Below are 25,114 nucleotides of genomic sequence, written 5' to 3' on the forward strand. Positions count from 1 at the left end.
CCCGAAATACTGATCTTGCGGCACGAGGCCGCGGTGCTGCGCCCCGTTCGTGATGGAGGTACGCACTCGCACCGTCCACATCCTCGGCGTCACCGCCCACCCCAACCGCGGCCTGGGACACCCAGCAGGCCCGCCAACTGCCGTGCCAGCTCGGCGACCGCACCGCCGACTTCACCCAACCAGCAGCACCACAACGAACCTCCAGCGGCGACCCAGCGGGAGAAGGTGGTGGTGAACGCGAAGGCGGTGGCCCGCATCGGGTGGGGTACTGCTCGGGCAGCCAGATGGTGAACACCGCCAAGCTGGCACCGCCGAGGCCGGGGACGGGCAGGAACGCGAAGGTCAGGCCGATGGAGTGCAGGGGGTAGGCCAGGCCGTACGCACCGACGATCACCAGTGCGAAGAGCGTGGCCAGCGCGCCGCGGCGGCCGGCACGTGTGGCGAGGCGGGGTACCGCAAAGCAACCGAGGATGGTGAAGGCGGCCACCGTCATCGAGGACAGGCTGGCCAGGCGTACGGTGGTGTCGTGGTCGTAACCGGCCTGTGCGCACAGGGTGTTCATGGCGGTGGGAACGTCGGTGGAGCCGGCCCACAGGCCGATGACGCAGACCACCAGGAGCAGCAGGTTGCCGAGGGTGCGGCTGCCGTACTCGCCGGAGAGCACCTCCTTGACACGCTGCCAGAAGGACTGCTGGACGCGGCGAAGTAGCCGCCGGCCACATAGGTGAGCCAGGCCAGTTGCCCGTCGAGCAGTGAGACGTCGACGTGCTGGCCGCGACCCTCGGTTCCCCGTGCGAGCAGGGCGGCGAGGATGCCGACGGTGGCCCACATGCCGGCGCCGATGTCCGCGGTGGCGACGCCTGGACGCAGCGGCGGCCCGCCGGGTTCGCCGGTGATGCTCATCATGCCGCTCTGCGCCTGGGCGATGGCGTCGTACCCGGGTCGTGAGGCCCAGGGGCCGGTCTGGCCGTAGCCGGATATCGAGGCGTAGACCAGGCGCGGATTGCGTGCGGACAGTTCCCGGTGGCCGAGCCCGAGGCGGTCGGCGGTGCCGGGGCGGAAGTTCTCCACGAGTACGTCGGCGCGGTCTGCGAGGCGCAGCACGAACTCGCGGCCCCGATCCGTCTTGAGGTCGACGGACACACCGCGCTTGTTGCGGTTTGCGGCCAGGAAGTAAGCGGCCTCGGTGCCCTGGAACGGCGGGCCCCACTGGCGGGTGTCGTCCCCGTCCTTCGTGTCCTCGACCTTGATGACGTCGGCGCCAAGGTCGGCGAGGACCATGGTGGCGAGGGGGCCGGACAGGATCCGTGAGAGATCCAGGACGCGGATTCCGGTCAGGGGACCGGGAGCGGTGGGCGCCGTGGCCGAACCTGGTGTGCTGAGGGGTGTTCCCGGCGGGGAGCCGGGTGCTTCGGTCGATGTCATACCGGGCTGGGTGCCTTTCTGGGGAGGGCGTGGTCTCGACAGTTCCAAATTGGTTGGACCACTGGACCACTAGACCGGTGAGCTAGAGTGTTCAGTCGGGGCCGAACAGCTGTCAAGGGGCAGCTTTGAGGTTCGAGGGACCCCATCCGGAAAGGGACCTGCGCCTGTGACTGAGTCGCTGCGCCCGCTGGCACGGCCCCGCCTCTACGAGCAGGTGGTCGCCAGACTGCGGGAGTACGTGGAGCACGAACACCTGCACGCGGGGGACAACCTGCCCCCGGAGCGTGAACTCGCGGACCGGCTGGGCGTCAGCCGCACTTCGGTCCGGCAGGCCATCGTCGCCCTTGAGGTGCAGGGCCTGGTCGAGGTGCGGCACGGTGGCGGCACATACCTGCTGCGCGACCGGCTCGACGCCGAACCTCTGGAGACGATGATCGACCGGCGGCGCCGGCTCCCGGACGTCCTGGACGCCCGGGACGCCCTGGAGACAAAACTCGCCGCGCTCGCGGCCGAACGCCGCACCGATGAGGACCTTCAGGAGATCGATGCGGCCCTGACGGTCATGGCCGAGGCCATCGACCGCGGCGAACTCGGCGTCTCCGAGGACAAACGCTTCCACGCCGCTGTCACCGCGGCCGCCCACAGTCCGCTGCTCGGCGCCTTCATGGCGGAGATCGCGCTGCCCATCGCCGAGAGCCGCGCCGAGTCACTGCGTCAGCCCGGCCGCCCGGCGCTGTCACTGGAACAGCACCGCAGCATCGCCGAGGCGGTACGCGCGGGCGACCAGGAAGCTGCCGCGCACGCGATGCACCACCACGTGGTGACCGTCGGCCACGTCAAATTGCTGGACTGGCAGGCAGAGGCCACGGATTGAGCCGAGGAGGCCCAAGCCCCAAGAGGTGACACGGCGTTCATCATGAGCAGTGCCTGCGCGATTCACCGGCCGAAGCGTGCTTGACCTGCCCACGGACCTGCGGCCGGGGCCGTCGAACAGGGGGCGGCACGGCGCGGGTGGGGCCCATGGAGGTAATGCGCGAGGGGCGGATGGCCCAGTTCACCGACCAGCAGGGGTCTGGTTCGGGGTGTTGCAGCCGGACAAGACGAATGGGGTGCGCCGTACTTCGCGCGCGGACGCCGACGAGTCGTACGGAAGACGCAGCAGAACCGCGGCTCGGTGCTTATGCCGGCGTCGGACATGCGGGACGTCACCAAGATCGCGTGGCTGGCGGCCGGTCGGTGGGGCGCCTCCGCTCATGGCCGCGCACCCTCTTGACATGTCCGTAGCGGGGTAGCACCCTCGCCGCAATTGGTTCATTGGTTCAGTGGTTTAACCACTTGGAGTCGCCATGACCGCACCACATTCCTCTGCCACCCCTGAAGCGATAAACAAACACCGCCGCCGCGCCGTGGTCGCCAGCACGGTGGGCACCGCGATCGAGTGGTACGACTTCTTCCTCTACGGCACCGCCGCGGCTCTGGTCTTTCCCCACGTGTTCTTCCCCGGCGAGGACGCGTACACCGGAGTGCTCGCTTCGTTCGGCACGCAGTTCGTCGGCTTCGCGGCCCGTCCGCTGGGAGCGGCGATCTTCGGGCACGTCGGAGACCGGGTCGGCCGCAAGTCCACACTCGTGACCACCCTCGTCCTGATGGGGGTCAGCACTTTCCTCATCGGGGTGCTGCCGGGCTACGCCTCTATTGGCCTTGCCGCACCCGTACTGCTGGTCCTGTTGCGGATCGCGCAAGGCATCGGCGTAGGCGGGGAATGGGGTGGCTCGGTCCTGATGTCGATGGAATGGGGTGACAAGCGCCGCCGCGGGCTGATGGCGAGCTGGCCGCAGCTCGGCGTGCCGCTCGGCCTTCTCGCCTCGACCGGTATGGTCAAGATGACGAACGCGGTGTCCGGCGGCGGCTTCGACAGCTGGGGCTGGCGGATACCCTTCCTCGCCAGCGTGGTACTGATCGGCATCGGGCTCTACGTGCGTCTGCGCGTGCTGGAGAGTCCAGCCTTCACCGAGCTCAAGCAGGAGCGTGTGGTGGTGCGCCAGCCAGTCTGGAGCGTGCTGCGGCACCAGCCGCGCACGGTGCTGACCTCCGCCTTCGTCCGGATGTCGGAGCAGGCGCCCTTCTACCTCTTCATCACCTTCGTGCTCACCTACGGCACACAAAAGCTCGATCTTCCCAAAGGCGACCTGCTGAACGACACGCTCATTGCGGCAGCCGTCGGGCTGATCAGCGTCCCGCTCTTCGGCCACCTCTCCGACCGTTTCGGTCGACGCCTGGTCTACGGCATCGGCATCTTCTGTACCGGGCTGTATGCGTTCCCGTACTTCGGCTTGCTCAACACGGGCAGCTCCGGTCTCGTCCTCCTCGCGATCGTGCTTTCCCTGATCTTCCACGACATCCAGTACGGCCCCCAGGCCGCATTGATCGCCGAGGGATTCGGGACGAACGTCCGCTACAGCGGCGCCGGGATCGGCTATCAGCTCGCCTCGGTGATAGCGGGCGGACCGGCGCCGCTCATCGCGGCGGCGATCCTCGAGCACACCGGCTCCAGCACGGGGATCAGCTGGTACATCGTCGGCTGCTGCGCCGTTGCCATGACCGCGCTGCTGCTCATGCCACACCAGGCATCGGCTGTCACGGCCTCGCACGGAACGGTTCCGGCGCGCACCAACACAGCGCCCTCGCCGGGAGAGCTCTGACCAAGGCGGGTACGGATGTTGAATCAGTCGAAGGCGTACTCCCCGAATCGCTGTTTTCCGATTTCGCGCTTGAGGCCGGCCTGCTGGTGTGGGGGTGTTGCGCTTCTCGGCGAATCCATCGCCGAGACGGTCGGCGACCTGCTGGAACAAGCAGGAAGCGGGCCGGAGGAGGCTGTCCCGCCAAGCCCGGCCGCCGCAGCCGGGGCCGAAGGTCGCGGCCCACGCCCGGGCCACCGCCCAGCATTCCCGGCCCCGCCCCGCCGGCACCCGCCACTGTGCCAGCGTCGCCATGCGGCAGCCGCCTCAGCGCTTGACCTGCACATCGCTCGGGCTTGGCGTCCGCGCTCTGCACCAGGGCGATTAGGGTGGGCAAAGCGCCACCGTGGCATCGTGACGATGGCGCGTGTTCCCGTCCCGCTGCGCCTCGCCCGCCGATCCCTCTCTGAGCTGGCTTGCCCGGCGCCGAGCGCGGAGGCCCCGCCGACGCGCAACAACAGTTCCAAGCCGCCCGATCCCCCGCCGCGCCGACCGCCCGCCCCAGCCCTTTCTCTTTCTGCTTCAGGGGTCGGCTGCGAGAGGCGCATAGGGGGATGTCGGGCTCCCGACCACGCCCAAACAGGCATGGTGAGCTGCGGATACGCCGTCAGGCGCACGGTGGGTGCGGAGAGTTGTCGGCGGGGATGAGGGCGGGGCTTTCGGCGGGGTTTCCGCGGATCGAGCAGACGCGACGAAGGTTGGCCAAGCTGCGCAGCGAGGGCCTGATCGATCGCATCACGCTGCCCCAGGCCGGGCGCACCCGGGTGTGGTTTGCCACCCAGTACGGTGTGCAGGTCGCCTCCGAGTGGCCGGAGTTGCGCCAGTGGCCGCCGCCGAAGCTGATCGCCGACCCTACCGCCGCGCGGCTTCGGGCAGGACACGCGCTGGCGGTAACGGAGACCGGGCTTGCTTTCCTGCAGGACTCCCGGCGCCGTGGGGACGTGTGCCGGCCGCTGGACTGGATCCCCGAGGTCTACCACTCCCTCGGTGGCGGCGAGGCCGTCATCCCTGACGCCCTCCTGTACTACCGCAGCTGCGGCGACGGCGGGTCGATGTTGCGGGCCTTCGTGGAAGTCGACCGGGCCACCATGGGCCCCGAACGCCTGGCCGCCAAACTCGGCGCCTACGCCCGCCTGCACGCCTACGTGCCCACACCCATCGGCCGCCCACAGCCGAACTTCGGGCTGCAGCCTTTGGAGGAGGACTGGAGGCGCCGCTACGCCCTGTTCCCGCGGCTGCTGTTCGTCCTGGACGGCACCGGCCCCAGCGGCATCGCCACGCGTATCCAGGCCCTGCGCGCTGCCACCAGGGCACTGGCGCTGTCCAGCTTCCTGCGCGATGTCCCTGTCCTGGCAGCCCCTCTGACCGACCTGCTCCGCAACGGCCCCTCCGCACCCGTATGGCACCCCATCCACGTCCCGGACCAGGACCACAAGGTCGGCTGGATGCACTCCCGCCGCGCCTAGCTGCTCCGCCCGCGCCTGCGTAATTCTCCCGACCATGGACCCGACCACAGCAGGTCACAGCGCTGCGCGGCGCCTCGCGCACGTGATGGCTGCGCAACCGCCCAGGCTGCCTCCAGCACGCCGCTGGCATGGCCTGGACATCATGCCCGACCACGGCCTGTACGGACCCGCCCATGGAGCGATCCAGCCCGACCATGGACCCGACCAGAGCAGGTCACAGCGGTGCGCACACCGTCCGACCGGTAGCTGCGCAATGGGATCTCGATCGCGCAACGACGGATGTCGTCCAGGCCCGGGTGCGCAGGATACGCACCGTGAAGTCGCCTTGGGGGCGGGGCTGCGCAATGGTCCCGGACACGAATGCGCAGCCCATTGCGCAGATCTGTTTCAGCAGGGCCGATAGTCGTCTGAGCGTTGGAGCAGGAAGCCGCGCTCCACCCCGGGCTCGACCACCCGCGGACCGTCAACCTGCGCGACGACGTCGTGTGACGGGCGCCGGATTCGTGTACGCCCGCCCGCGCCTTCGCCCCGGACCGGCTCACCGCCACCATCACAGCACTCAGCCTCGCAAGCATCACGGCGAGCACCGCACAGACCCAAACCCTGCTCCTGCCGAAAACCCATCCGCGCTGGTGGGAGGCAGTGTGCCTCGGCCACCGGGCGCCGACCGCGTCGCCCGAAGTGTCAAAGTCAGCACCCTGGCCGCCTTGTGGATCAAGGCGGCATGATGATCGACCGTGCTGCTGAAACTGGCCTACCTCGGCGTCATGAGTGCCCTCGCCCTCCTGCGATTGCTCCCGATGAGCGACCGCAAGAAGGATGCCGAGATGCTCGCCTTGCGTCACCAGATCACGGCGGCGTCTGTGGAGATGCGGCGGTCAGTCCCTCCTGCGGCTTGGTTGGAGCTGTGGCGGGCCGACCACGGCCCCCGCTTCCCCATCGTGACCGAGGTCGGGCTCGCGTGGTCGGTAGCGGATTTGCCGGGGACGAAGTTGTTCGCGGGCAATGCGGCCTCCCCGGCCCTGCGAGCCTCCCAGGAAGCGACGAAGCCCTGTTGACACCTACGAATCTCGCAGGGCGCCTGCAGGGCTTCGTGTCATTGAAGGCTGGTCGAGTTGCTACGCGCCTACGCCGCCTCCACTCTCTGACCGTACGTCCGGGAGTGACCGCTTCAACGCCTGGCTCAATACCTCAGCAGCAGTTCCCGAGAGCGGTTGGTCCGGCAGACATAGCCGCTGACCACGGGACTCCGCCACGTCTAGCGCGTCGCGGAGGCATTCCGCCGTACGCCGCAGCATGTACATGGCCTCATCAACGGTCAAAGTCACACCCAGCATGGGGCGCACCAGCGCCAACACCGCTGTGCCTACTTCCAGTTGCTGCGCCTCGATGGCGTCTGCGAACAGCGAGAGCGGACCGTCTGGATTGTTGGAAGGCATATACGCGGGCTTGCCTTCCGACCCGTTGAACGGGAGGCGTCGAAGGCGGGTCATTCGGTCACCGCCGAAACGCAGTCCTGCCCAACGACAGCCAGTACTGCCGTGCACCCCTTCTCGCGCCGGCACCGCCCTTCTCGCGCCTGTTCGTGCTCCACCAGGTACGACTTCACCAGCAGCAGGGACTCCGTCTCCATGACGTCCGCCGCGCGCTGGCAACGCGGAGCGGAAAGGGTTCGTATCGGCGCAGCTTGCGCCCGGCACTTTCCGAGGACAGCCCGTAAGAAGCCGAGAATCAGCGCCACTAGGCTTCGCATTGTCGTTCGCTCCTTGCCAGCGATCGGCCACGCCCCAGGGGGTGTTCGCAGCACCCGCCGGGGGCCTTTCCCGTGTATCGATACGTCTCTAGACGTATCTCAAAGTGCCACCACGAATGGGTACGCCTAGCTTCCAGCTATGGCCATTGATCCGGATGCGGAGATTGATCACGGCGCCCCGCTCACGCCGTACCGGCAACTCGCCGAAATTCTGCGTGCGCGTATCCGGCGAGGAGACTGGGCACCAGGACGCGCGATCGCGTCTGAGACTCAGCTAGTGCAGCAATACGGGCTTGCACGCAGCACGGTACGGCGGGCTATCGCTGTCCTGGTGGAGTCCGGAGAGGTCTTCACAGTGCCCCAGCGCGGCACCTACGTGGCGGAAAAGCCCAGTTCAGAGGCCATATAGTGCAGTACTGTAAGGACGCGGGGTCTACCGACTCGCCGCCACAGCGGAACTCGGCGTCGCAGTCGTCGTCACGACCGCCTCGCACGTGCGGGCCCACTCGACCAGGGCGAGTCCCGGCTCCGGAACCGAACGCGACGCCGACAGGCCCCGCCCTCTGACGAGCGCGCGACTGTTCGACTTCGAGGTCATCGAGCATGCCACGCGACACATCCCGATCCTGGTCGCAACCGCACACCCGATCGCGCAGCGGAACACCGTCACCGGGCTGAAGGTCGGCCCTGGGCATCACCATCAGCTACGAACACGCGACAAGGACCGCGACCGTAAGGTCGAGGCCCTTATCTCCGTATCGTCAGTGGTTGTGTCCGAAACGGGGCGGGGCGGGGGCGTGGATCTCGATCGTGAGTCGGCCCGCGCCCCGGTGGGCGGTGGCTAATGCCCTGACCGGAAAGGTTCGCCGGGCTTGGCGGGTGCCGGACGACGTGGCGCTGATCGGCTTCGAGGACTCGCCGATCGCGCGGCACACCAACCCGCTGCTGACCAGCGTGCGGCAGCCGATGGCGGAGGTGGGCCGCACGCTGGCGCGAGTACTGCTGGAGGAGATCGCCGCCTACCCGACGGCGCGCGGTGCTGGCGACAGAACTGGTTTGGTGGGAGCGCGCGTAGGGCGGGGCTCGTACGTGCTCGGCCAGACGTTGTCGTACCCCCGGTGTAGCGTCCAGGCCGGGTCAGGTTCATGCTCTGCGGTTGACGGAGGCGAGCGGATGACGAGCACGACAGGCGAGCCCGTGGTGGTGTCCCGGCGCATCGGCGCCCCGGCGGGGGACATCTTCAGGATCCTGGCCGACCCCGGACGGCACCCGGACCTCGACGGCTCGGGGATGCTGCGCGGTGGCGTCTTTGACGCCGTGGTCTCGGGCGTCGGGGACGTCTTCGTGATGCGGATGCACTACGAGCGCTACGGCGACTACGAGATGCACAACCACGTCGTCGAGTACGAGCCGGACCGCCGCATCGGCTGGGAGCCGAGGCCCGGTCGCGGGCACCCGAACGCCACCGCGCCCGGGGCCGCCTGGGGCCACCGGTGGATCTTCGACCTGGTCCCGGACGGGGCCGGGGCGACGGTGGTGACCGAGATCTTCGACGGTTCGCGCTTGCCGGAGGACAAACGAGCGGAAGTGGACAGCGGGCGCGCCTGGTGGCAGACGCAAATGGCGAGCACCCTCGAACGCCTCGCCGAACTGTGCGCCGCCCGGTGAACGCCGAACTCGACGCCCTCAGGGGCGCCCTGGACCGCCAGCGCGAGCACGTTGTCGGGATCCTTGAAGGGCTCTCGGAGGAGGATCTGCGGCCGACTCGGGCGGGGGCACCCACGAGTTCGTCGACTGGCTGTCCGCCCGCGGCCGGTGGCTGTCCTAGTCGGTCGGCATGACCATCGGCGACCAGGCCGTGGCCTGGTGGGACTGACAGTCGTCTGCGCCGTGCCCGTCAAGCGGTCTTCGTGGATGACCCAGTTCAGCCAGGAGACGGCCGGGTCGGGTGAACCCGCACATAGGCGCTGGTAACGCGAGCGCAGCTCTTGCAGGGTGTCCGGGGTGCCGCCAATGTGGGTGTGCAGGGCCGGGTTGCCGAGTACCTGCGCCATCTCCTCGGCGTGCGCGACGCGAAGCGGTAGCAATTCCAACCGCTTGGTGCGGACGGGCTCGGCCTCGATGGTGCTCACGCCGCGGCCACCTCATGGCGTTCGACGAGGCGACCGTTTTCGAAGCGGGCCCCGGCGCGGACCAAGGCGACGAGATGCGGGGCGGTCATCGCCCGCCAGCGGGCCTGGGCGGACTCGGCGAGCTTGAACACCATCGCCAGCGCTGCGGCGGGGGGATGCGGCGCGACTGCCACCATCACAAGAGCCTCAGCCGGTTCCGAAGGTGGCGACGTTCAGCCTCGGTGGGCGCTAGGTCGAGCGCCGCGCGATAGCTGTCGCGGGCTTCCGCTGCACGGCCGGCGCGTCGCAGTAGTTCGGCACGCGTCGCATGCAGCAGATGGTACCCGTCCAGCTGCCCGGTCTCTGCGATCGCATCGACCAGCGGCAACGCCGCCTCCGGGCCTTCCGCCATGCCGATCGCGACGGCGTGGTTCAGATCGACGATCACGCTCGGTGCCACGAGGACGAGTTGCGCGTACAACCCGACGATCTGTGGCCAGTCGGTTTGGGCTGCCACCGGCGCGGTGGCGTGGCACGCTGCGATGGCTGCCTGGACTTGGAACGGTCCGGCCCGGCGCCGTCGCAGCGCTCGTTCGAGGATTGTGAGGCCCTCCGCGATCTGAGCCTGATCCCACAGCGAGCGATCTTGCTCCTCCAGGGTGACCAGATCGCCGTTGGCGTCGATGCGCGCCGGCCGCCGGGCGTCATGCAGCAACATCAGCGCGAGCATGCCGTGCACCTCGGGTTCGTCGGGCATCAATACGGTGAGCACGCGGGCGAGACGGATGGCCTCCCCCCGTAGCCGGGTCTTGTGCGGGTCTCCGTATCCGTCGTTGAACACCAGGTAGAGCACGTGGAGTACGGCGGGAAGGCGGTCTGGCAGCAGGTGCGCGGGTGGCACGCGAAACGGGATGCCTGCGTGGGCGACCTTCTGTTTGGCTCGGAAGAGGCGTTGCCCCATGGTGCGTTCCGGTACCAGGAATGCACGCGCGATTTCGGCGGTGCTCATGCCGGTCAGGCTCCGCAGGGTCAGCGCCACTTGAGCGTCGAGATTCAGCGACGGATGGCAGCAGGTGAACATCAGCTCAAGGCGCTCGTCCGGGATCTCGCTGTCGCTTGCGTATGGCGGTGGCTGCTCCGGTTCCATCGCCGCCACCTTTCGCAGCTTCGCCGCCTCGGTCGAGGCACGGCGCATCCGGTCGACCGCGCGGTTGCGTGCGGCGGTGGTGAGCCAGGCAAGTGGTTGGTTCGGTATGCCTGATTGCGGCCACTTCTGGAGCGCCTGCGTGAACGCGTCCTGCACACACTCTTCGGCCAGGCCCCAGTCACCGCCGGTGAACCGGATCATGGTGGCCACGATCCGGCTCCACCCGTCGGTGTAGATCCCGGCGATGCACTCCTTTACCTGGGATTCCACCGGCCCTCTCCGTCAGCTGTTCACTCGTCAGCGTCGCCGGGCCAGAACGGCCGCAGCTCGATCATCCCGCTCCACGCCATCGGGTGCTTGGACGCGACGTCGATGGCTTCGTCGAGGTCGGCGCATTCGAGGATGTCGAAGCCGGCCATCAGGTCCTTGGTCTCCGCGTACGGTCCGTCGGTGAGCAGCACCTCACGGTTACGGACGCGAACTGTGGTGGCGTCGCTCGCCGGACGGGTGCGATTACCCATCAGCCGGATCCCCTTGCCGTCCATCTCCGTGACCCAGTCCTCGACATCCGGGGCACCATCGTCCTGCCCGGGGGTGTAGTCCGGGTCCGTACACACCAACATCAGGTACTTCATCGCTTTGATCCATTCGTGGTTTCGGCAGCGGTCATCGCGCCGATCGTGGTGGTCATGTTCCGGCACAGCGTGACGAGACGGCGGCCCAAAGCCTGCGGATCGGCCTCGGCTCCGACTCGGGCGCCGGTGTTTTGCCGGGGCCGTGCGTGAACGAGTGGAAAACCTGGGTGCTTCCCGCCTCGCCGCCCTCTCCCAGCTCATATCGCCAGGTCGAGCCGACCAGGCCGGAATCGTCGAGAACCGTCCAGGCGAAGGTGCGCGGTCGCTCGGCTTCGGTGACCACGCAGTTCACCGTACTGACAAAACCGCTGGCAAAGTGGTTGCGGGCGGTGAACCGGGCCCCCGCAGATGGGCCGAGGGCACCGTTGGCCCAGGTGCCCCCCATCGCCTCCGGACTCCACTCACCGATCCGGTCCACCGCGGTGATCAACTCCCACATCCGCTCGCGCGATATCTGGACGGTCAGGGCAATCGCTACCTGCGCACCAGTGACGAAGTCCATGAGCGGTCTCCCTTCCCGTTCGTCATGTGGATGACGAACGGGCATGCCGCTCCACTACAGGCTCTCGTGAAGATTTTTTTGTGGTAACTGTCAATATTTTTGGCCGGTTGAGGCATGTTACGCGGCGAGGGCCTCGTGGAGTTCGACGAGGTGACCGTTTTCGAAGCGGGCCCCGGCGCGGACCAAGGCGACGAGATGCGGGGCGGTGATCGCCCGCCAGCGGGCCTGGGCGGACTCGGCGAGCTTGAACACCATGGCCAGCGCGGCGGCGGGGCTACCGGCCCCGCGGGTGACCAACCCGCTGAACCTTCCTGGTCACAGCACTAGTGGGCGGCTGGATCGTCGACCGGGGTACCGGCTCGGGTTCGCGGTGTTGTGAGGCTCGGTGCGGATGCGCGGGGTGTTTCCCACCGAGGACCTGGCGGTGGTGCCCGCCGTGGTAGTGCAGTTCGCGGACGAGCACAGGCATGGGTCAGCTCGTCAGCCTCGATGGGCCACAAGATCGTCATGCAGGCCGATCCGCCCGATCTTGCCGCTCTGGCGATGAGGCCATCGTCGTGATCGCGCGGTCCGAGAGTGAGCTGGAGTAGACGAAGCTGGTCGCGACGGAGCCAAGTCCGGCGATTCGGCCCGTCGTTGTTTCGAGGTGGCGCATGGAACGGGCGAGGACCTTGAGTACGAAGCAGTCTTCACCTGTGACGTGGTGGGCTTCCATGATCTCAGGCGTGGTCGCAACCAGATCGTGGAACGGTTTGTAGTTGCCCGTGGGGTAGCGGAGGCGGACGAAGGCCAGGATGCCGAGTCCAAGTCGTTGTGGGTCCACCACTGCCGAGTAGCCGCGGATCACACCGCTCTCTTCCAGCCGCCGCACCCGTTCGGTGACAGCACTGGCCGACATGGACACGGTCCGTGCCAGCTCGGCGTAACTGGCCCGCCCATCCTGTTGCAGGGCTTCCAGGATGCGCATGTCGGTCAGCCTGCCTCCAGCTTCGACCGGTCACTGCGATGACCGGCGGCGGGTCCTTCCTCCGGCACGGTTTCCATCAGCGCCTCGTGGCGCACGGCTCTTCTCGTCCACGCACAGCACCACCGCTTTCTCGGGCGGATGGTGGTACAGGCCGACGACGTCGACGACCTTGGCGATGAACTGCGGGTCGGTGGAGAGCTTGAACGCGTCCTGGAGATGAGGCTTGAGGTCGAACTTCTTCCAGATCCGCCCGATGGTGGACTTCGACAGCCCGGAGTGCTTCGCCATCGAGGCCCGCGACCAGTGCGTGTCCTTGCCCGGGGTGGACTCCAACGTCGCCGTGAGCACATCCTCGACCTGGTCCAGCAGGATCGAAGGTGGCCTGCCGGGACGCGGCTCATCATTCAGCCCGTCCAGCCACAGACGGATGAACCTCGACCGCCAGCGGTTCACCGTTCCCTGCGATACACCGAGTTCGGCGGCGACCTCCTTGTTCGTCCCGCCTTCCGCGCACCGCAGCACGATCCTCGCCCGCAGTGCCAGGAACTGCGCAGTCTTCGCCCGCCGCGCCCAGCGCGTCAGCTCCGCCCGCTCGGCCTCGGAGAGCACCAGCTCCGGCTTGCGTCGGCCCGGCCGCGGCTCGTCCACCAGGCCCGCCATCCGCCGGGCCACGAACCGCGAGCGCCACTTGCGCACTGTCTCCGTGGATACTCCGAAGTCCGCTGCTACACCGGTATTTGAGGCTCCCTCCGCACAGGCCAGAATGATCCGGGCCCGCTCCGCCACACGGGCCGACACCGCACCACCCACCCAACGTGCCAACTCCGCACGCTCCTCGACAGACAGCACGACTTCAACAGCACGAGGACCCCGAGCCGCCATAAAAATAGCCTACAGACTTAGAGCCGCTATTTCAGGCGCACTAGTGCCGCCCAGACGGCGAGACGCGATTTCCGCTCGCTGACCAGCGCGTTCGGACAACACCGCGGAAACCTGCCACTGACACACCTTCCACTGGCACCAAACCGACATATCGCCCGCGATACATCCGCCCTTTGGTCCGCTTTGTGAAGAATTCACAGTGGCGTAAATGTGACTTGGCGTCTACTGGACAAGGCAAAGTGCTGACCTCCGCCCTTCGCGGCACCACGCTGTCCCCCCATGAGACACGTGAACAATAGGTGGCGCCTCGGGGTCCGCCTCCCTCTGCCGCGGTATGCGGCGGCGACGGCAACCCTCGCGGCGCTACTGGCCGGTCTGACGGCCACCCCCGGTGCCGCTCAGGACATCGGCCCGGACACCAAGCGGTCGGACGCCTCCGCGCGGGCCGGGGCGGCCCGGTCGCCGATGATCTCCCGGCACCAGGTCACCCTGATCACTGGCGACCGCGTCACGCTGGAGACGGACAGCTCGGGCAAGCAGAGTGTGTCGGTCGAGCCCGCCGAGGGCCGCGAGCACCTCACGTTCATCAAGCGCCAGGACGGCCGGGACTGGACGGTCATACCGGTCGACGCCCTCCCCCTGCTCGCGACGGGCCGTCTCGACAAGGCCCTGTTCAACGTCTCGGCCCTGGTCCAGGGGAAGTACGCCGAGCGGTCCAGCTTGCCGCTGATCGTCCAGTACGCGGGTGACGCGGGCACCGCAGAGCGCCGGCTCACCGCCGCCGGGGCCGACAAGGTCCGCCCCATCTCCGGGACCCCCTTCGCGACCCTCGGCGAACAGCGCGAGGACGCCGCGGGGTTCTGGCGGGGCATCGCCCCCGCCAAGGCGGGTGCCACATCCTTCGGCGCGAGCGTGCGCCGGGTCTGGCTGGACGGCCGCGCCAAGGTCCAGCTCGACCGGACGGTGCCGCGCATCGGAGCCCCCCACGCCTGGGAGAAGGGCTACACCGGCGCCGGGGTCAAGGTCGCGGTGCTCGACACCGGTTACGACCCCAACCACCCCGACCTCAAGGGGCTCGTCGCGGAGTCGGCGAACTTCACCACCGAGCCGAACACCGACGACCTGATGGGCCACGGCACCCACGTGACCTCCACCATCGCCGGTTCCGGCGCCGCCTCCGGCGGCCGGTACAAGGGCGTGGCGCCCGGAGTGCAGATCCTGTCCGGCAAGGTCTGCACCGCGGACGGCAACTGCGACAACTCCGACATCATCGAGGGGCTCGCCTGGGCCGCCCAGCACGGCGCCAAGGTGATCAACCTCAGCCTGGGCGACACCGACACCCCCGAGACCGACGCCGTCGAGGCCATGGTCGACACGGTCACCCGCGACTACGGCGCCCTGGTCGTGGCCGCGGCCGGCAACAACGGCTCCAGCAGCCGGGTCTCCTCACCCGCCTCCGCCGACCGGGCGCTGGCCGTCGGCGCGGCCGAAGAGGACGACGACCGCGCCGACTTCAGCTCGGTCGGCCCGCGGACCGGCGACTCCGGCCTCAAGCCGGACCTGATCGCCCCCGGCGTGAACGTCGTCGCCGCCAGGGCGGGCGGCACCACCGCCGACGACGGCTACATGGCGATGAGCGGCACCTCCATGGCCACGCCGCATGTGGTCGGCGCCGCCGCGATCCTGTTCCAGCAGCACCCCGACTGGACGCCGGAGCAGGTCAAGCGGCAGCTCATGCAGTCGACGACCGGCGCCAAGGAGCACGGCGCCTACTACCAGGGCGCCGGGCGCGTCGACGTCGCCCGTGCGGTCGACCAGGAGGTCACCGCCGACTCCGCCGGACTGGACTTCGGGCTGATCCGCTGGACCGACGGCATCCGGCCGCCGGTGAGCAAGACGATCACCTACCGCAACCCCGGTGCCGAGCCGGTCGTCCTCCAGCTGAAGCAGAACGCCACCCACGGCAGGCTGGACGAGCCCGCCCCCGAGGGCCTCTTCCGCCTCAGTGCCGACACGGTCACCGTGCCCGCGCACGGAACGGCGGACGTCACCCTCACCGCGACCCCGGAGGCCACCACGGCCTACGCCGCCTACAGCGGCGTGGTGACCGCGGCCACCACGGACAACCAGGTGTCGGTGCGCGTCCCGTTCGGCATGGACCTCGAGCAGCCGTCCTACGACCTGCGCATCGACCTGAAGAGCCGCACGGGCACAGCCCCCGACAACGCCTTCCTGCTCGTCCAGTCGGCCGACCGCAAGGCCTACGAGGTGGAAGCGTTCGGCAAGACCAGCACCGTGGTCCGACTGCCGAAGGACACCTACTCGGTGACCGGCTTCTTCTTCGACGCGTCGTACACCGAGGGCATCATCGTCGGCGTGCCGAAGGTCGAGATGACCGCCGACCGGCAGGTCGCCATCGACGCCCGCACGGCGAAGCCCGTCACGGTCTCGGCGCCGAGCCGCTCCGCGCGCATTCTCTCGGCCGAGATCGGCACCATCAGCCTGGCCGACGAGCTTCTCTCCGTCACGATGTTCAACGCGATCGGCACCGACCACATCGAGGGCGTGTACGCGACGCCGACGGCGCAGTACAAGGACTCGAAGTTCACCTACCTCGTCAGCACCGTCTGGGGTGACCCCGCCGGCGCGGACCGGAACCCCTCGTCGGTCTACTACCTCACCCGGCCGGTGCACGGCGCCATCCCGGCCGATCCCGGCTACAACCCACGCAAGTCGGAGCTGGCCAAGGTGAACACCACCTTCGCCGCCACCACGCCGGGGACCACCGCCGCCCACCTCCACTGGATGTACGTCGACAACGTCCGCTTCGGCATGCCTTCGATGACGGGGCTCGCGGTTCCGACCCGGCGGGTGGACTACTTCTCGGCGGCCGACGGCCTGCGCTGGCAGGCGGCCTTCGACCAGAACAACTTCTTCGACCCGGACACCCGCGGGCAGAGCTACCTCAGCGCCCTGCACAGCTACAAGCCAGGGACCGAGGTCGAGGAGCGCTGGAACGGCGGAGTGCAGGCCGTGGGCCTCGCACCCGAGGGGATGACTACGTTCCGTGAGGGCGACGACATCTGGTACGGCTTCCAAACCGCCGCCAATGGAAACCTCGACCTGGTGGGCGACACGACGGCCGGCCTGCCCACGATGGAGCTGTGGCGCAATGGCGAACTCGTCCCGCACAGCTATGGCTTCGCCCAGGCGCCGGCCGACGCCAGCCCGGCCGACTACCGCCTGACGGCCGAGCTGGACCGCAACCTCGCCCCGAGCTCCGTCTCCACGCACGTGTCGGCCGAGTGGCGCTTCCGGTCGCAGACCACGGCGAGCCGCCAGGCGCTGCCGCTGTACGCGGTGCGCATGGCGCCCGAGCTGGACGAGTGGAACCGGGCCACGGCCGGGCGTGAGCTTGACATCCCGGTCCTGATCCAGCGCACGGTCGGCGCCGCCGAAACGCCGATCCGCACCTTCACCGTCGAGGTCTCCTACGACGAGGGCAGGACCTGGCAGTCCGCGAAGGTCAACGGCTCCGGCATGAAGCGCACGGTGACCGTGGACAGCCCGCGCCGCCTCTCGGGCGGTTCGGTCAGCCTGCGCACCAGCGTCACGGACGCCGCGGGCAACTCCTTCAAGCAGACCGTGATCAAGGCCTACCTCCTCAAGTAGCCGAGATCGGCAGCGCGGGCCCGCCGGATCCGTCCGGCGGGCCCGTCTGCGTCGTCCGCCATCGGCAGCCATACTCAGAGCCCGGTGAGCAGATCCAAGGAGGGGGCGAGGCGAGCACCAGCACGCGGCCCGCGCGGAGCGGGTGAGGGTGTCGGCGCCAGAATCCTCATCCGTGCCGAGTACGTGCGCGAGCTGATCACCCAAGTCGGCTCCGAGAATCCACGATGGGGATCCGCCGCGTGCACGGCGAACTGCACCAACTCGGCCACAGGCCAGCCCGTCCACAGCGCGCCGGGTTCCGCGCACCGCCAGCCTCGGGCCCGCCGCGCTGCGCCGCCACCCGGCGCGCGGCGAGTGGACGGCCTTCCTCAAGGCCCACGCCGCGCGGCCCGAATTGCAACCCACATGCAAAGCGCCTCGTGCGGTCCGTCCGGGAGGAATGCATCGACCAGCTGCTGATCTTCGACCGCGGCCACGCCGAGAAACTTCTCCACGACTACGCCCGACACTTCCACCGGCACCGCCCCCACCAGGGCCGCGGCCGGCTACAGGTCGTCGGGCAGGAGCCGGAACGCGGGGTGCCGGGTCAGCGGGCGGATGGCGCGGAAGTCGCGCCTGTCGAAGGTGAGCACGGTGTCCGCCTCGTACTGTTCGGCTTGCGGTTGGCGGCCTCTTCACCTTGATACGACGGCTGCCGATGGACGATCGCGACACGGACGCCGAGATCTTGGCGTAGCGCCACCAACTGGCCGTGCTGCAGCGGCAGATCGACAAGTCACAGCTCACCTGGCCCGACCGCGCACTGCCCGCGACGCTCCTGCAACCCCTCCCCCGCGTACACCTTCGCCGACTCCAATTGATCGTTTCTCCCGACACGCTGCTGCGCCAGCACCGCGATCTGCCCCGCCGTCGTCACGCCACGGCCTCACGCCCCAAGAGTCCCGGTCGACCGCGCACCGTACACTCCGTCCGTGCCTTGGTGCTCCGGCTCGCACGAGAGAACCCGAGCTGGGGGTACAGGCACATCCACGGCGAACTCGCCACCCTCGGCATCAAGGCCGCCGCCTCCACCGTGTGGAACATCCTCAAGGAACAAGGCATCGCCCCCGCCCCCGAGCGGAACCACACCACCTGGCCAGCGTTCCTGCGCTTTCAAGACCGGCTCGCCCGCCTCGGCGGCGTCCTCCACGAGTACCAACACGTGGCGTGACCAGCACGAACGCAGTTCTTGGCACCTACAACGCCCCGGGTACGGATTCCAGCACGATGTCCACCTGTGCGTGGGCGAACGGGTTCGCTACCCCGAACTCGCGTGCCCGCTGCGGATCATCGATGTGTGCGAAATCTGTAATCAGCGTCTTTTTCACGGCGAACACCGCGTCGGATTCGATATACGGGCTGCCCGCGACGAAGACGTGCGTGGTCACCGGAGTATGGCCCGCGGCGCCGGCGATGAAGTGAATGTGCGCGGGCCGGTTGGGGTGCCGACCGGTGCGGTCGAGCATGCGCCCGACCGGGCCGTCGGTCGGAATGGGGTAGTAGCTCGGAACGACCGTGCGGAACCAGAAGACGCCCTGCTCATCGGTGGTGAACAACCCCCGCCCATTCCCGAGCGGCTGCACGCCGGGTTGCTGGACGTCGTAGAAGCCCTCCTCGTTGGCCTGCCAGACGTCGACAAGCGCGCCCGGCAGCGGTGAGCCGTCCTGCGAAAGGACGCATCCGGTCACCACACACGGCTTGCCCTTGCCGATCAGGTCGATGGTGTCCCCCAGTTCGCGAGGTGGGGATTCGACGACGTGGAAGGGACCGAGCACGGTCGCCGCGGTCGCCGCGGGCGTATTACGATCATTGATGGCTTCCACCAGCATCGAGACGCCGAGGACATCGGAGAGCAGGATGAACTCCTGACGAGTGTCATCACACATCTGGCCGGTCGCGGTCAAAAAGTCGATCGTCTGCTGCCACTCGGAGGTACTCGGCCGTATGTCCCGCACGAAGGCGTGAAGGTGCTGGGTAAGGGAGATCATGACTTCTCGCAGACGCGGGTCCGGGGTCGCGTGGAAGCTTTCGATCACTGCATCGGCGGCGGATTCCTCGGTGAAATCGATTGCCATGAGCTCTCCTGCAGCGAGGTCGAGAACATTCTGGATGGTGCTGGGCCGTCCGGCCCGGGGCTCGGATGCCCCGGGCCGGAGCTGTCGGTGAGGCGCGGCGTTCTTACGGCCGACCGGTCCCTTCCTTCGTTTGGTGGCCGATGTAGCCCTCGTGGACGTCCTGGCCGCGGGCGTAGTCGGGCTGGAAGCGGACGCTGGCGTAGTGCGAAGCCTTCTCCGCCTCCTCGGCCCGCTTGCCCAGTTCCGCCGTGTCGCCGAAGCCGAGTACGTCGCGGGCCAGCTGGGTGAGCGGCCCGTCGACCTGGTACTCGGTGCGCTGCATGGTGAGCATGTTGATCAGGTACAGCGGTGTGCCGTTGAACTTCTCGAACATCTCGTGGCGCGTGCCCCACTCGGTGAGGAAGCGCTCGCTGATCTGCCGGAAGATCTTGATCCGGTCGCGGGCGCTGATCTCGGAACCGCGCAGCGCCTGCTCGAGCTTGGGGCCGATGTACGGGTCGTCCAGCTCGCGCTTGGTCGGCTGGATGACCACACTGCGGCCGCAGAAGTCGATCAGCTTGTTGACCATGTCGTGCTGGTTCTCGAGGTAGTGGGCCCGGCCGAAGTCGATGTAGATGTTGTTCGGCTTGAACAGTCCACCCGGGGTCTCGAAACCGGTCTCCTCGGCCGCGAGCATGAACGCGCGACACGTCTCGCGGAACCGGATGAGTTCGGCGAGCTGTGCCTGTACCACCGGCTGGCGGCTGGTACCCAGGGCCTGAGTGATCAGCAGTGCGAGACCGACCATGAGTTCGGCGTGTATGCACTGCCGGATCTGGGTTTCCAGGTGCACCCAGTCGAACTGCCGCTGCGGGTACCACTTGGAGTGGTCGGGGTTGCCGATGTGCTGGACCTGCGACCAGGGGATGAGTACGTCGTCGAAGTAGACCATCCCGTCGAGCTCGTCACCGATGGTGGCCAGCGGACGGTCGTAGGGGTCGGCGTCGGGCTGGGCCCGCGATTCCCGGGCGACCACGCTCACACCCGGGGTGGCCACCGGTACCATCGCGTAAATGGTCTGTTCGGGCGTCTGGCCCGGCCGCCACAGGTTGCCGATCAGGAGGTTGTTGACGAAGGGGATCGAGGTGCCGATGGCCTTCCAGCCACGGACGACGATGCCCTCGTCGTTCTCCTCGATGATGCTCAGCATGGGGGTTTCGGCCAGCGCGTCCTCGCGGCCGCGGTCGTACTGCACGTCGACGAACATGGGCGAGATCGCGAGGTCCTTCGAGGTGACCTCTTCCCACTGGCGCTGGATGTTGCCCGTCAGGTCGCGGCGGGGGCCGGTGAAGCGGGAGTTCTCGGCCCACGGCTCCTGGTCGTCGACCTGGGTGAACATGACGACGTTCATTCCGGCCGGCGGACGGGTGAAGATGCCGCCCTTGAAGTGCCGGAACAGGAACTCGGCGTACTTGCGGCGGCGGACGGCGTCCTCCTTCGACCGCGGCAGGAACCAGTGCATCGACTCGCGCTTGCCGTTCTCGTCGATGAAGGTGGTGATGTCCTGGTGCTCGGGGTCCAGGTGCAAGTCGTAGTACTCCGCGATCGCCTGGGCGTATCCGCGGGTCTTGGGGTGTGTGGTGACGTCTTCGATGAGCTCGCCGCCGACGTAGACCTTGCGGCCGTCGCGCAGCGACTCCAGGTATTCCTTGCCGGTCCTCATGCTGTCTCTCCTGTGGTGGTGGTGTTCATCTGACGGTGGAAGGTGGCGGCGTCCCAGTAGTCCGCGCTGCCACGGATCAGCTCTCCCCCCAGGTGCAACACGTGCACGCCGCGCAGTGACAGACGCTGGCCGCGGGCGGCGAGGGGGCCCATCGGCGCCTGCAGCGTGGCAGTGAGCAGATAGGTGATCGCGACCGGTCCGTTCGGATCGGTGATCTGGGTCTGCGGTTGCCAGTGGGCGTCGGGAAACCACTGGAAGAAGCGACGCAGTCCGTCGGCGATGGCCTCCGGTCCCTGCCGGGAGCTGCCCTGCGCGATCTCCTCGTGCGTGGCCCCGGCGTCATACAGTCGCGCGACGGCGAGCGGGTCGTGGTGGTTGTAGGCCTCGTACAGGCGGGCCGGCAGACCGGTCAGATTCATGCCGCGGCCTCCGTCATCGTCAGCAACTCCTCGATGTCCACACTGCGTTGGTAGCGGCCCTGCCCGTACAGCAGTGGACGGCGGGAGTCGGGCGCCAGGACGGCCCGCACCTGGCCCATGACGACCAAGTGGCTGCCCACGGTCCGTGCCTCGGTCACCTCGCAGTCGAAGGTCACCAGCGAATTGCGCAATACCGGCGACGCCACTTCGGCCGGCAGCTGGCTACTTGCGACGACGTGGTCATCGACGTATTTCACTGCCCCGGCACGTGAGCACAGCTGTGACACGGAGAGTTGGTCCTGGCTGAGCAGATTGACCCCGAATCTGCTCTCGCGGTGGATGTCCACAGCGGTGACAGTGCGAGCGTTGACACACACCAGCACCGTCGCCGGCTCCATGCACACCGGACTGAACGCACTGACGGTCATGCCCCAGGCACGAGCGTCATGACGTGTGGTCACCACGGTCACGCTGCCGACCACACGGCCCATCGCCGCCCGGAACGTATCGGGATCCGCCTGCGTCTCCAACGCCCACTGCGCGGCGTCGGCCCCCACGTCGTCATCCCCGAGCAGGTCGCCGAGGGTATTTCCTGATTCGATCACCGGATCTCTCCAAACCAGCGGCGCCACAAGTGCTACCGCTCAGGAGGGGAAACTGCCGAAGCTTCGACCGCGAAGGCCGTACCGCTCGCTCGGGACGCTATGATCAAGCAATATATTCGTCAAATTGATATATTGGATTTGTGGTATTTCTACCACGCATACATGGGCTGGTCAGGGATTATGAACCTGCGGAACGTGGATCTGAATCTGCTCGTGGCGCTGGATGCCTTGCTGGCCGAGCGCAACGTCAGCCGCGCGGGCCGACGGCTCGGCCTCAGTCAGCCCGCGACCAGCTCGTCACTCGCCCGCCTCAGGAAGATGTTCGGGGACCCGCTCCTCGTGCGGCAGGGCAGGGAATTCACCCTCACCGCCGAGGCCGAGCGGCTGGTGCAACCCGTACGGGAGATCCTCAACCTGGTCGAGCGGACCATCGAGCAGCGTCCCGAATTCGACCCGAGCACGGACATGCGCACCTTCTCCATCAGCGCGTCCGACTACGCGACGCTGGTATTGCTGAGCCCCTTCGTCCGGGCGGCGGCTGCCGAAGCCCCAGGCGTGACCATTCACGTCCTCCCCAGATCGAGAGATCCACGGCAACTACTGGACACCGACGTGGCCGATCTCGTCATCGAACCAAGGGAGTACCTCGGCGACACCGACTTCCCGTCGTATCCACTGTTCAGCGACCAATGGCTGTGCGCGGTCGACGCCGCCAATCCGGCCGGCTCGGCGCAGCAGATAACGCTGGACGAATACCTGCGTCTCCCGCACCTCGTGTACAGCATCGGACCGGACCGGCAACTCAACCTCGCCGACCAGCACCTCGCCCAGCTCGGCACCCAACGTCGGATCGAGTTCACTGTGGAGAGTTTTCTCCTCGTGCCCTTCCTGATCCGAGGAACATCTCTGGCCAGCCTCGTCCTCGAGCGGGCGGCTCGTCAGCTCGCCGCCGCGGCAACCGACATCCGGCTGCTGCCACCGCCACTCCCCCTGCCCTGCATCCACGAGACGATGTACTGGCATCCCCGTCACACGACCGACCCGGCACACCTCTGGCTTCGCAAACGCTTGCTCGCCTCCGCAAGCGTCCTCGGCGGCACGAACGGACCTCCTTCGGACGGAAACTGACTGCAATCGGCGGCTCGCTCACCCGATCGGCCTTCATGAATGCGCGGCGGCTGCCCGGCGGGCAGGGTGGGTGTATCAGGAATTGGGGACTGGCCCGTAGTCGGTGGTGACACCGAGTAGCCGTCCGTGATCATGATCTTGTGATGGATGTCAACTCCCTTATAGGGACGGTGTTTTCCGGGCTGTCGGTGTTGGTCGTCGAGGACGTGGCGGACGGCGGTGACGCGGTGGTGGTCACGGCCCGCACCCGGGATGTGGCAGTGCCGTGTCCGGTGTGCGGGACGCCGACGGCGAAGGTGCACGGGTATCACCGCCGGACGATGACGGATGTACCGGTCGACGGCCGCCAGGTCGTCGTCCACCTGCGCGTACGGCAGCTGGTCTGTCCGGTCCTGGGCTGCCGGCGGCAGACCTTCCGCGAGCAGATTCCCGGACTGCTGGAGCGCCATCAGCGCCGCACGGTGCGCCTTGCCTGGCAGATATCCCAGGTGGCGCGGGAGTTATGCGGCCGGGCGGCCGCCCGCCTCACCGGCCTGCTTGCCGTGCCCGTTTCCCGCAGCACCGCGCTGCGCCATCTGCGGCGCCTACCACTGCCGCAACAGGCCAACCCGCGGGTGATCGGCGTGGACGATTTCGCCCTGCGCCGCCGCCACCGCTACGCCACGATCATCACCGATGCCGAGACCGGCAGACGCGTCGCGGTCCTGCCCGACCGCGAGGCCGCCACCCTGGAGTCCTGGCTGCGCGACCACCCCGGCATCGAGGTCGTGTGCCGGGACGGATCGGCCACCTACGCCGAGGCCGTCCGCCGCGCCCTACCCGACGCGGTGCAGGTCAGCGACCGATGGCACCTCTGGCGCAACCTGTGCGACAAAGTCCTGCTCGAGGTCCGCGCCCACGCCGGATGCTGGGCCACCATCAACCCGCCCCGCCCCGGCGGAGTACGCGAGCAGACCACCCGCGAACGCTGGAACAAGGTCCACAGCCTCCTCGGTCAAGGCGTCGGCCTGCTCGACTGCTCCCGCCGCCTCAACCTGGCCCTGAACACCGTCAAACGCTACGCCCGCATGCCCGAACCCCAGGCCCTGCGCATCGCCCCCGCCTACCGGCCCACCCTCGTCGACCCCTACCGCGACCACCTCCGCGAACGGCGCCAGGCCGACCCCGCCGTGCCCGTCCTGCACCTGGACACAGCCGAGGAAGCGTTCGGACCGCTGGACATCCTGGTCAACAATGCCCGCCTGACCCGCGACGCCACCCTGCGCACGATGTCCGAAGAGGACTTCGACACCGTGATCGGCGTACACCTGAGGGGAACCTGGAACGGCACCCGCGCCGCTGCCGCTGGCACCCGCTTCCTCTGCACCGCGGAGGCGCCCGTGCACCAACGGATCAAGGAACAGATCGTGCGCAGCAGCGAACGCGACACCGCGTTGATCCTCCGGCCCCTGCGGAACACTTCCCGCGTCGCGGCCAACGCGATCAGCGAAGAGGTGGTCCGCACCCTTGAGGCCGGCGGCGAGTTCCCCGACGTGCGCCACCTGGTCGCCGGACAGCGCGGCAGGAAGGTGTTCGAGGACGGCGACCTGGAGGCCGGTATCTGGACGGTGGGGATGGCGCAAGGGCTCATCGACGACATCCCGACCGTCGCCGAACTCATCGGCCGGATCGTCACCGATGCCGAGCACCTCATCAACAAACAGCTGCCCACCTTCGTGAGCTGACGGACGTTCCGAAACAGAAGTGGGGCCTCTGACATGACCGACAACACAGAGATCGTGCTCGACATCGCCGACGGTGTCGCTCTCATCACCCTGAACCGCCCTGACCGGCTCAACGCCTTCACCA

At 68.0% G+C, this 25,114-nt stretch carries 20 protein-coding genes and 5 pseudogenes; 11 read left to right on the top strand and 14 right to left on the bottom strand.

The features are described from left to right. Positions 1-664 (bottom strand): MFS transporter (locus VXC91_RS28545; RefSeq protein WP_329510227.1); only part of this gene is annotated, 664 nt, incomplete at its 3' end. Further along, a complete protein-coding gene (locus tag VXC91_RS28550; protein WP_329510228.1) occupies positions 559-1,425 on the bottom strand; it encodes a CaiB/BaiF CoA transferase family protein in 867 nt (288 codons plus the stop codon). The genes VXC91_RS28550 and VXC91_RS28545, both read right to left, overlap by 106 nt. Before the next feature lie 166 nt (positions 1,426-1,591). On the opposite strand from VXC91_RS28550, the gene VXC91_RS28555 reads away from it, so the two are divergent. The 6 genes and pseudogenes from VXC91_RS28555 to VXC91_RS28580 form a co-directional block, all read left to right on the top strand. Then, on the top strand, positions 1,592-2,299 hold the full coding sequence (locus VXC91_RS28555; protein ID WP_329510229.1) for a FadR/GntR family transcriptional regulator: 708 nt from the start codon (positions 1,592-1,594) through the stop codon (positions 2,297-2,299). 472 nt (positions 2,300-2,771) lie between these two features. After that, the gene (locus VXC91_RS28560) at positions 2,772-4,127 is read left to right on the top strand and encodes an MFS transporter (RefSeq protein ID WP_329510230.1); all 1,356 of its coding nucleotides are present in this window, start codon (positions 2,772-2,774) and stop codon (positions 4,125-4,127) included. A gap of 680 nt (positions 4,128-4,807) precedes the next feature. Beyond that, positions 4,808-5,629: a replication-relaxation family protein gene (locus VXC91_RS28565; RefSeq protein WP_329510231.1), complete on the top strand. Its 822-nt coding sequence runs from the start codon at positions 4,808-4,810 to the stop codon at positions 5,627-5,629. Positions 5,630-6,366: 737 nt separating this feature from the next. Further along, entirely contained in the window at positions 6,367-6,687 is a 321-nt protein-coding gene (locus VXC91_RS28570) for a hypothetical protein (RefSeq protein WP_329510232.1), read from the top strand. Between the two features lie 834 nt (positions 6,688-7,521). Continuing rightward, positions 7,522-7,791 (top strand): GntR family transcriptional regulator, encoded by a 270-nt coding sequence (locus VXC91_RS28575; RefSeq protein ID WP_329510233.1) that lies wholly within the window; start codon positions 7,522-7,524, stop codon positions 7,789-7,791. Positions 7,792-8,258: 467 nt separating this feature from the next. After that, positions 8,259-8,399: pseudogene (locus tag VXC91_RS28580) on the top strand (substrate-binding domain-containing protein); the annotation flags it as partial. 1,111 nt (positions 8,400-9,510) lie between these two features. On the opposite strand, the pseudogene VXC91_RS28590 reads toward VXC91_RS28580, so the two are convergent. The 7 genes and pseudogenes from VXC91_RS28590 to VXC91_RS28620 form a co-directional block, all read right to left on the bottom strand. Further along, positions 9,511-9,687: pseudogene (locus tag VXC91_RS28590) on the bottom strand (IS256 family transposase); the annotation flags it as partial. 2 nt (positions 9,688-9,689) lie between these two features. Then, complete coding sequence (locus tag VXC91_RS28595) at positions 9,690-10,910, bottom strand: RNA polymerase sigma factor (RefSeq protein ID WP_329510234.1); 1,221 nt, start codon at positions 10,908-10,910, stop codon at positions 9,690-9,692. A 20-nt stretch (positions 10,911-10,930) separates the two neighbouring features. Beyond that, positions 10,931-11,275, bottom strand: a complete 345-nt coding sequence (locus tag VXC91_RS28600) for a YciI family protein (RefSeq protein ID WP_329510235.1) — start codon at positions 11,273-11,275, stop codon at positions 10,931-10,933. A 52-nt stretch (positions 11,276-11,327) separates the two neighbouring features. Further along, a complete protein-coding gene (locus VXC91_RS28605; RefSeq protein ID WP_329510236.1) occupies positions 11,328-11,777 on the bottom strand; it encodes an SRPBCC family protein in 450 nt (149 codons plus the stop codon). Positions 11,778-11,894: 117 nt separating this feature from the next. After that, positions 11,895-12,071 (bottom strand): annotated as a pseudogene (locus VXC91_RS28610) (IS256 family transposase); the annotation flags it as partial. Positions 12,072-12,282: 211 nt separating this feature from the next. Then, the gene (locus tag VXC91_RS28615) at positions 12,283-12,744 is read right to left on the bottom strand and encodes an Lrp/AsnC family transcriptional regulator (RefSeq protein ID WP_329510237.1); all 462 of its coding nucleotides are present in this window, start codon (positions 12,742-12,744) and stop codon (positions 12,283-12,285) included. A 30-nt stretch (positions 12,745-12,774) separates the two neighbouring features. Further along, a complete protein-coding gene (locus VXC91_RS28620; RefSeq protein ID WP_408057494.1) occupies positions 12,775-13,566 on the bottom strand; it encodes an IS630 family transposase in 792 nt (263 codons plus the stop codon). 339 nt (positions 13,567-13,905) lie between these two features. Here VXC91_RS28620 and VXC91_RS28625 point away from each other — a divergent pair, with 339 nt between their 5' ends. Continuing rightward, positions 13,906-17,298 carry a S8 family peptidase gene (locus tag VXC91_RS28625; RefSeq protein WP_329510238.1) on the top strand — a complete coding sequence of 1,131 codons (3,393 nt, stop codon included), beginning with the start codon at positions 13,906-13,908 and terminating at the stop codon, positions 17,296-17,298. Positions 17,299-17,522: 224 nt separating this feature from the next. Then, positions 17,523-17,783 (top strand): annotated as a pseudogene (locus VXC91_RS28630) (hypothetical protein); the annotation flags it as partial. Between the two features lie 60 nt (positions 17,784-17,843). Here VXC91_RS28630 and VXC91_RS28635 read toward each other — a convergent pair. Next, positions 17,844-17,954 (bottom strand): annotated as a pseudogene (locus VXC91_RS28635) (VapC toxin family PIN domain ribonuclease); the annotation flags it as partial. 95 nt (positions 17,955-18,049) lie between these two features. Between VXC91_RS28635 and VXC91_RS28640 the strand changes: the two are divergent. Then, positions 18,050-18,508, top strand: coding sequence for a hypothetical protein (locus tag VXC91_RS28640; protein WP_408057495.1), 459 nt, complete (start codon positions 18,050-18,052; stop codon positions 18,506-18,508). Positions 18,509-18,533: 25 nt separating this feature from the next. Here VXC91_RS28640 and VXC91_RS28645 read toward each other — a convergent pair whose 3' ends face one another. From VXC91_RS28645 to VXC91_RS28660, 4 genes are all read right to left on the bottom strand, one after another. Continuing rightward, positions 18,534-19,412, bottom strand: coding sequence for a dioxygenase family protein (locus VXC91_RS28645; RefSeq protein WP_329510239.1), 879 nt, complete (start codon positions 19,410-19,412; stop codon positions 18,534-18,536). 103 nt (positions 19,413-19,515) lie between these two features. Then, entirely contained in the window at positions 19,516-21,114 is a 1,599-nt protein-coding gene (locus VXC91_RS28650) for a 4-hydroxyphenylacetate 3-hydroxylase family protein (RefSeq protein ID WP_329510240.1), read from the bottom strand. Then, positions 21,111-21,533 carry an ester cyclase gene (locus VXC91_RS28655; protein ID WP_329510241.1) on the bottom strand — a complete coding sequence of 141 codons (423 nt, stop codon included), beginning with the start codon at positions 21,531-21,533 and terminating at the stop codon, positions 21,111-21,113. The genes VXC91_RS28650 and VXC91_RS28655 overlap by 4 nt, the downstream gene beginning before the upstream one ends. Beyond that, positions 21,530-22,138 carry a flavin reductase family protein gene (locus tag VXC91_RS28660; protein ID WP_329510242.1) on the bottom strand — a complete coding sequence of 203 codons (609 nt, stop codon included), beginning with the start codon at positions 22,136-22,138 and terminating at the stop codon, positions 21,530-21,532. Before VXC91_RS28660 ends, VXC91_RS28655 begins: the two co-directional genes overlap by 4 nt. A 195-nt stretch (positions 22,139-22,333) precedes the next feature. On the opposite strand from VXC91_RS28660, the gene VXC91_RS28665 reads away from it, so the two are divergent. Together VXC91_RS28665 and VXC91_RS28670 are read left to right on the top strand one after the other, a co-directional pair. Next, positions 22,334-23,266 (top strand): LysR family transcriptional regulator, encoded by a 933-nt coding sequence (locus VXC91_RS28665; protein ID WP_329510243.1) that lies wholly within the window; start codon positions 22,334-22,336, stop codon positions 23,264-23,266. A 140-nt stretch (positions 23,267-23,406) separates the two neighbouring features. Continuing rightward, on the top strand, positions 23,407-24,990 hold the full coding sequence (locus VXC91_RS28670; protein ID WP_425578476.1) for an ISL3 family transposase: 1,584 nt from the start codon (positions 23,407-23,409) through the stop codon (positions 24,988-24,990). Positions 24,991-25,114: the final 124 nt, after the last annotated feature.

Source organism: Streptomyces chiangmaiensis, assembly GCF_036281785.1.
Lineage (GTDB): Bacteria > Actinomycetota > Actinomycetes > Streptomycetales > Streptomycetaceae > Streptomyces > Streptomyces chiangmaiensis.

Excerpts from the sequence above, each read along its gene's own strand:
- VXC91_RS28550 (WP_329510228.1), bottom strand. The coding sequence starts at position 1,425 with ATGACATCGACCGAAGCACCCGGCTCCCCGCCGGGAACACCCCTCAGC.
- VXC91_RS28560 (WP_329510230.1), top strand. The coding sequence starts at position 2,772 with ATGACCGCACCACATTCCTCTGCCACCCCTGAAGCGATAAACAAACAC.
- VXC91_RS28565 (WP_329510231.1), top strand. The coding sequence starts at position 4,808 with ATGAGGGCGGGGCTTTCGGCGGGGTTTCCGCGGATCGAGCAGACGCGA.
- VXC91_RS28575 (WP_329510233.1), top strand. The coding sequence starts at position 7,522 with ATGGCCATTGATCCGGATGCGGAGATTGATCACGGCGCCCCGCTCACG.
- VXC91_RS28600 (WP_329510235.1), bottom strand. The coding sequence starts at position 11,275 with ATGAAGTACCTGATGTTGGTGTGTACGGACCCGGACTACACCCCCGGG.
- VXC91_RS28605 (WP_329510236.1), bottom strand. The coding sequence starts at position 11,777 with ATGGACTTCGTCACTGGTGCGCAGGTAGCGATTGCCCTGACCGTCCAG.
- VXC91_RS28615 (WP_329510237.1), bottom strand. The coding sequence starts at position 12,744 with ATGCGCATCCTGGAAGCCCTGCAACAGGATGGGCGGGCCAGTTACGCC.
- VXC91_RS28625 (WP_329510238.1), top strand. The coding sequence starts at position 13,906 with ATGAGACACGTGAACAATAGGTGGCGCCTCGGGGTCCGCCTCCCTCTG.
- VXC91_RS28645 (WP_329510239.1), bottom strand. The coding sequence starts at position 19,412 with ATGGCAATCGATTTCACCGAGGAATCCGCCGCCGATGCAGTGATCGAA.
- VXC91_RS28650 (WP_329510240.1), bottom strand. The coding sequence starts at position 21,114 with ATGAGGACCGGCAAGGAATACCTGGAGTCGCTGCGCGACGGCCGCAAG.
- VXC91_RS28655 (WP_329510241.1), bottom strand. The coding sequence starts at position 21,533 with ATGAATCTGACCGGTCTGCCGGCCCGCCTGTACGAGGCCTACAACCAC.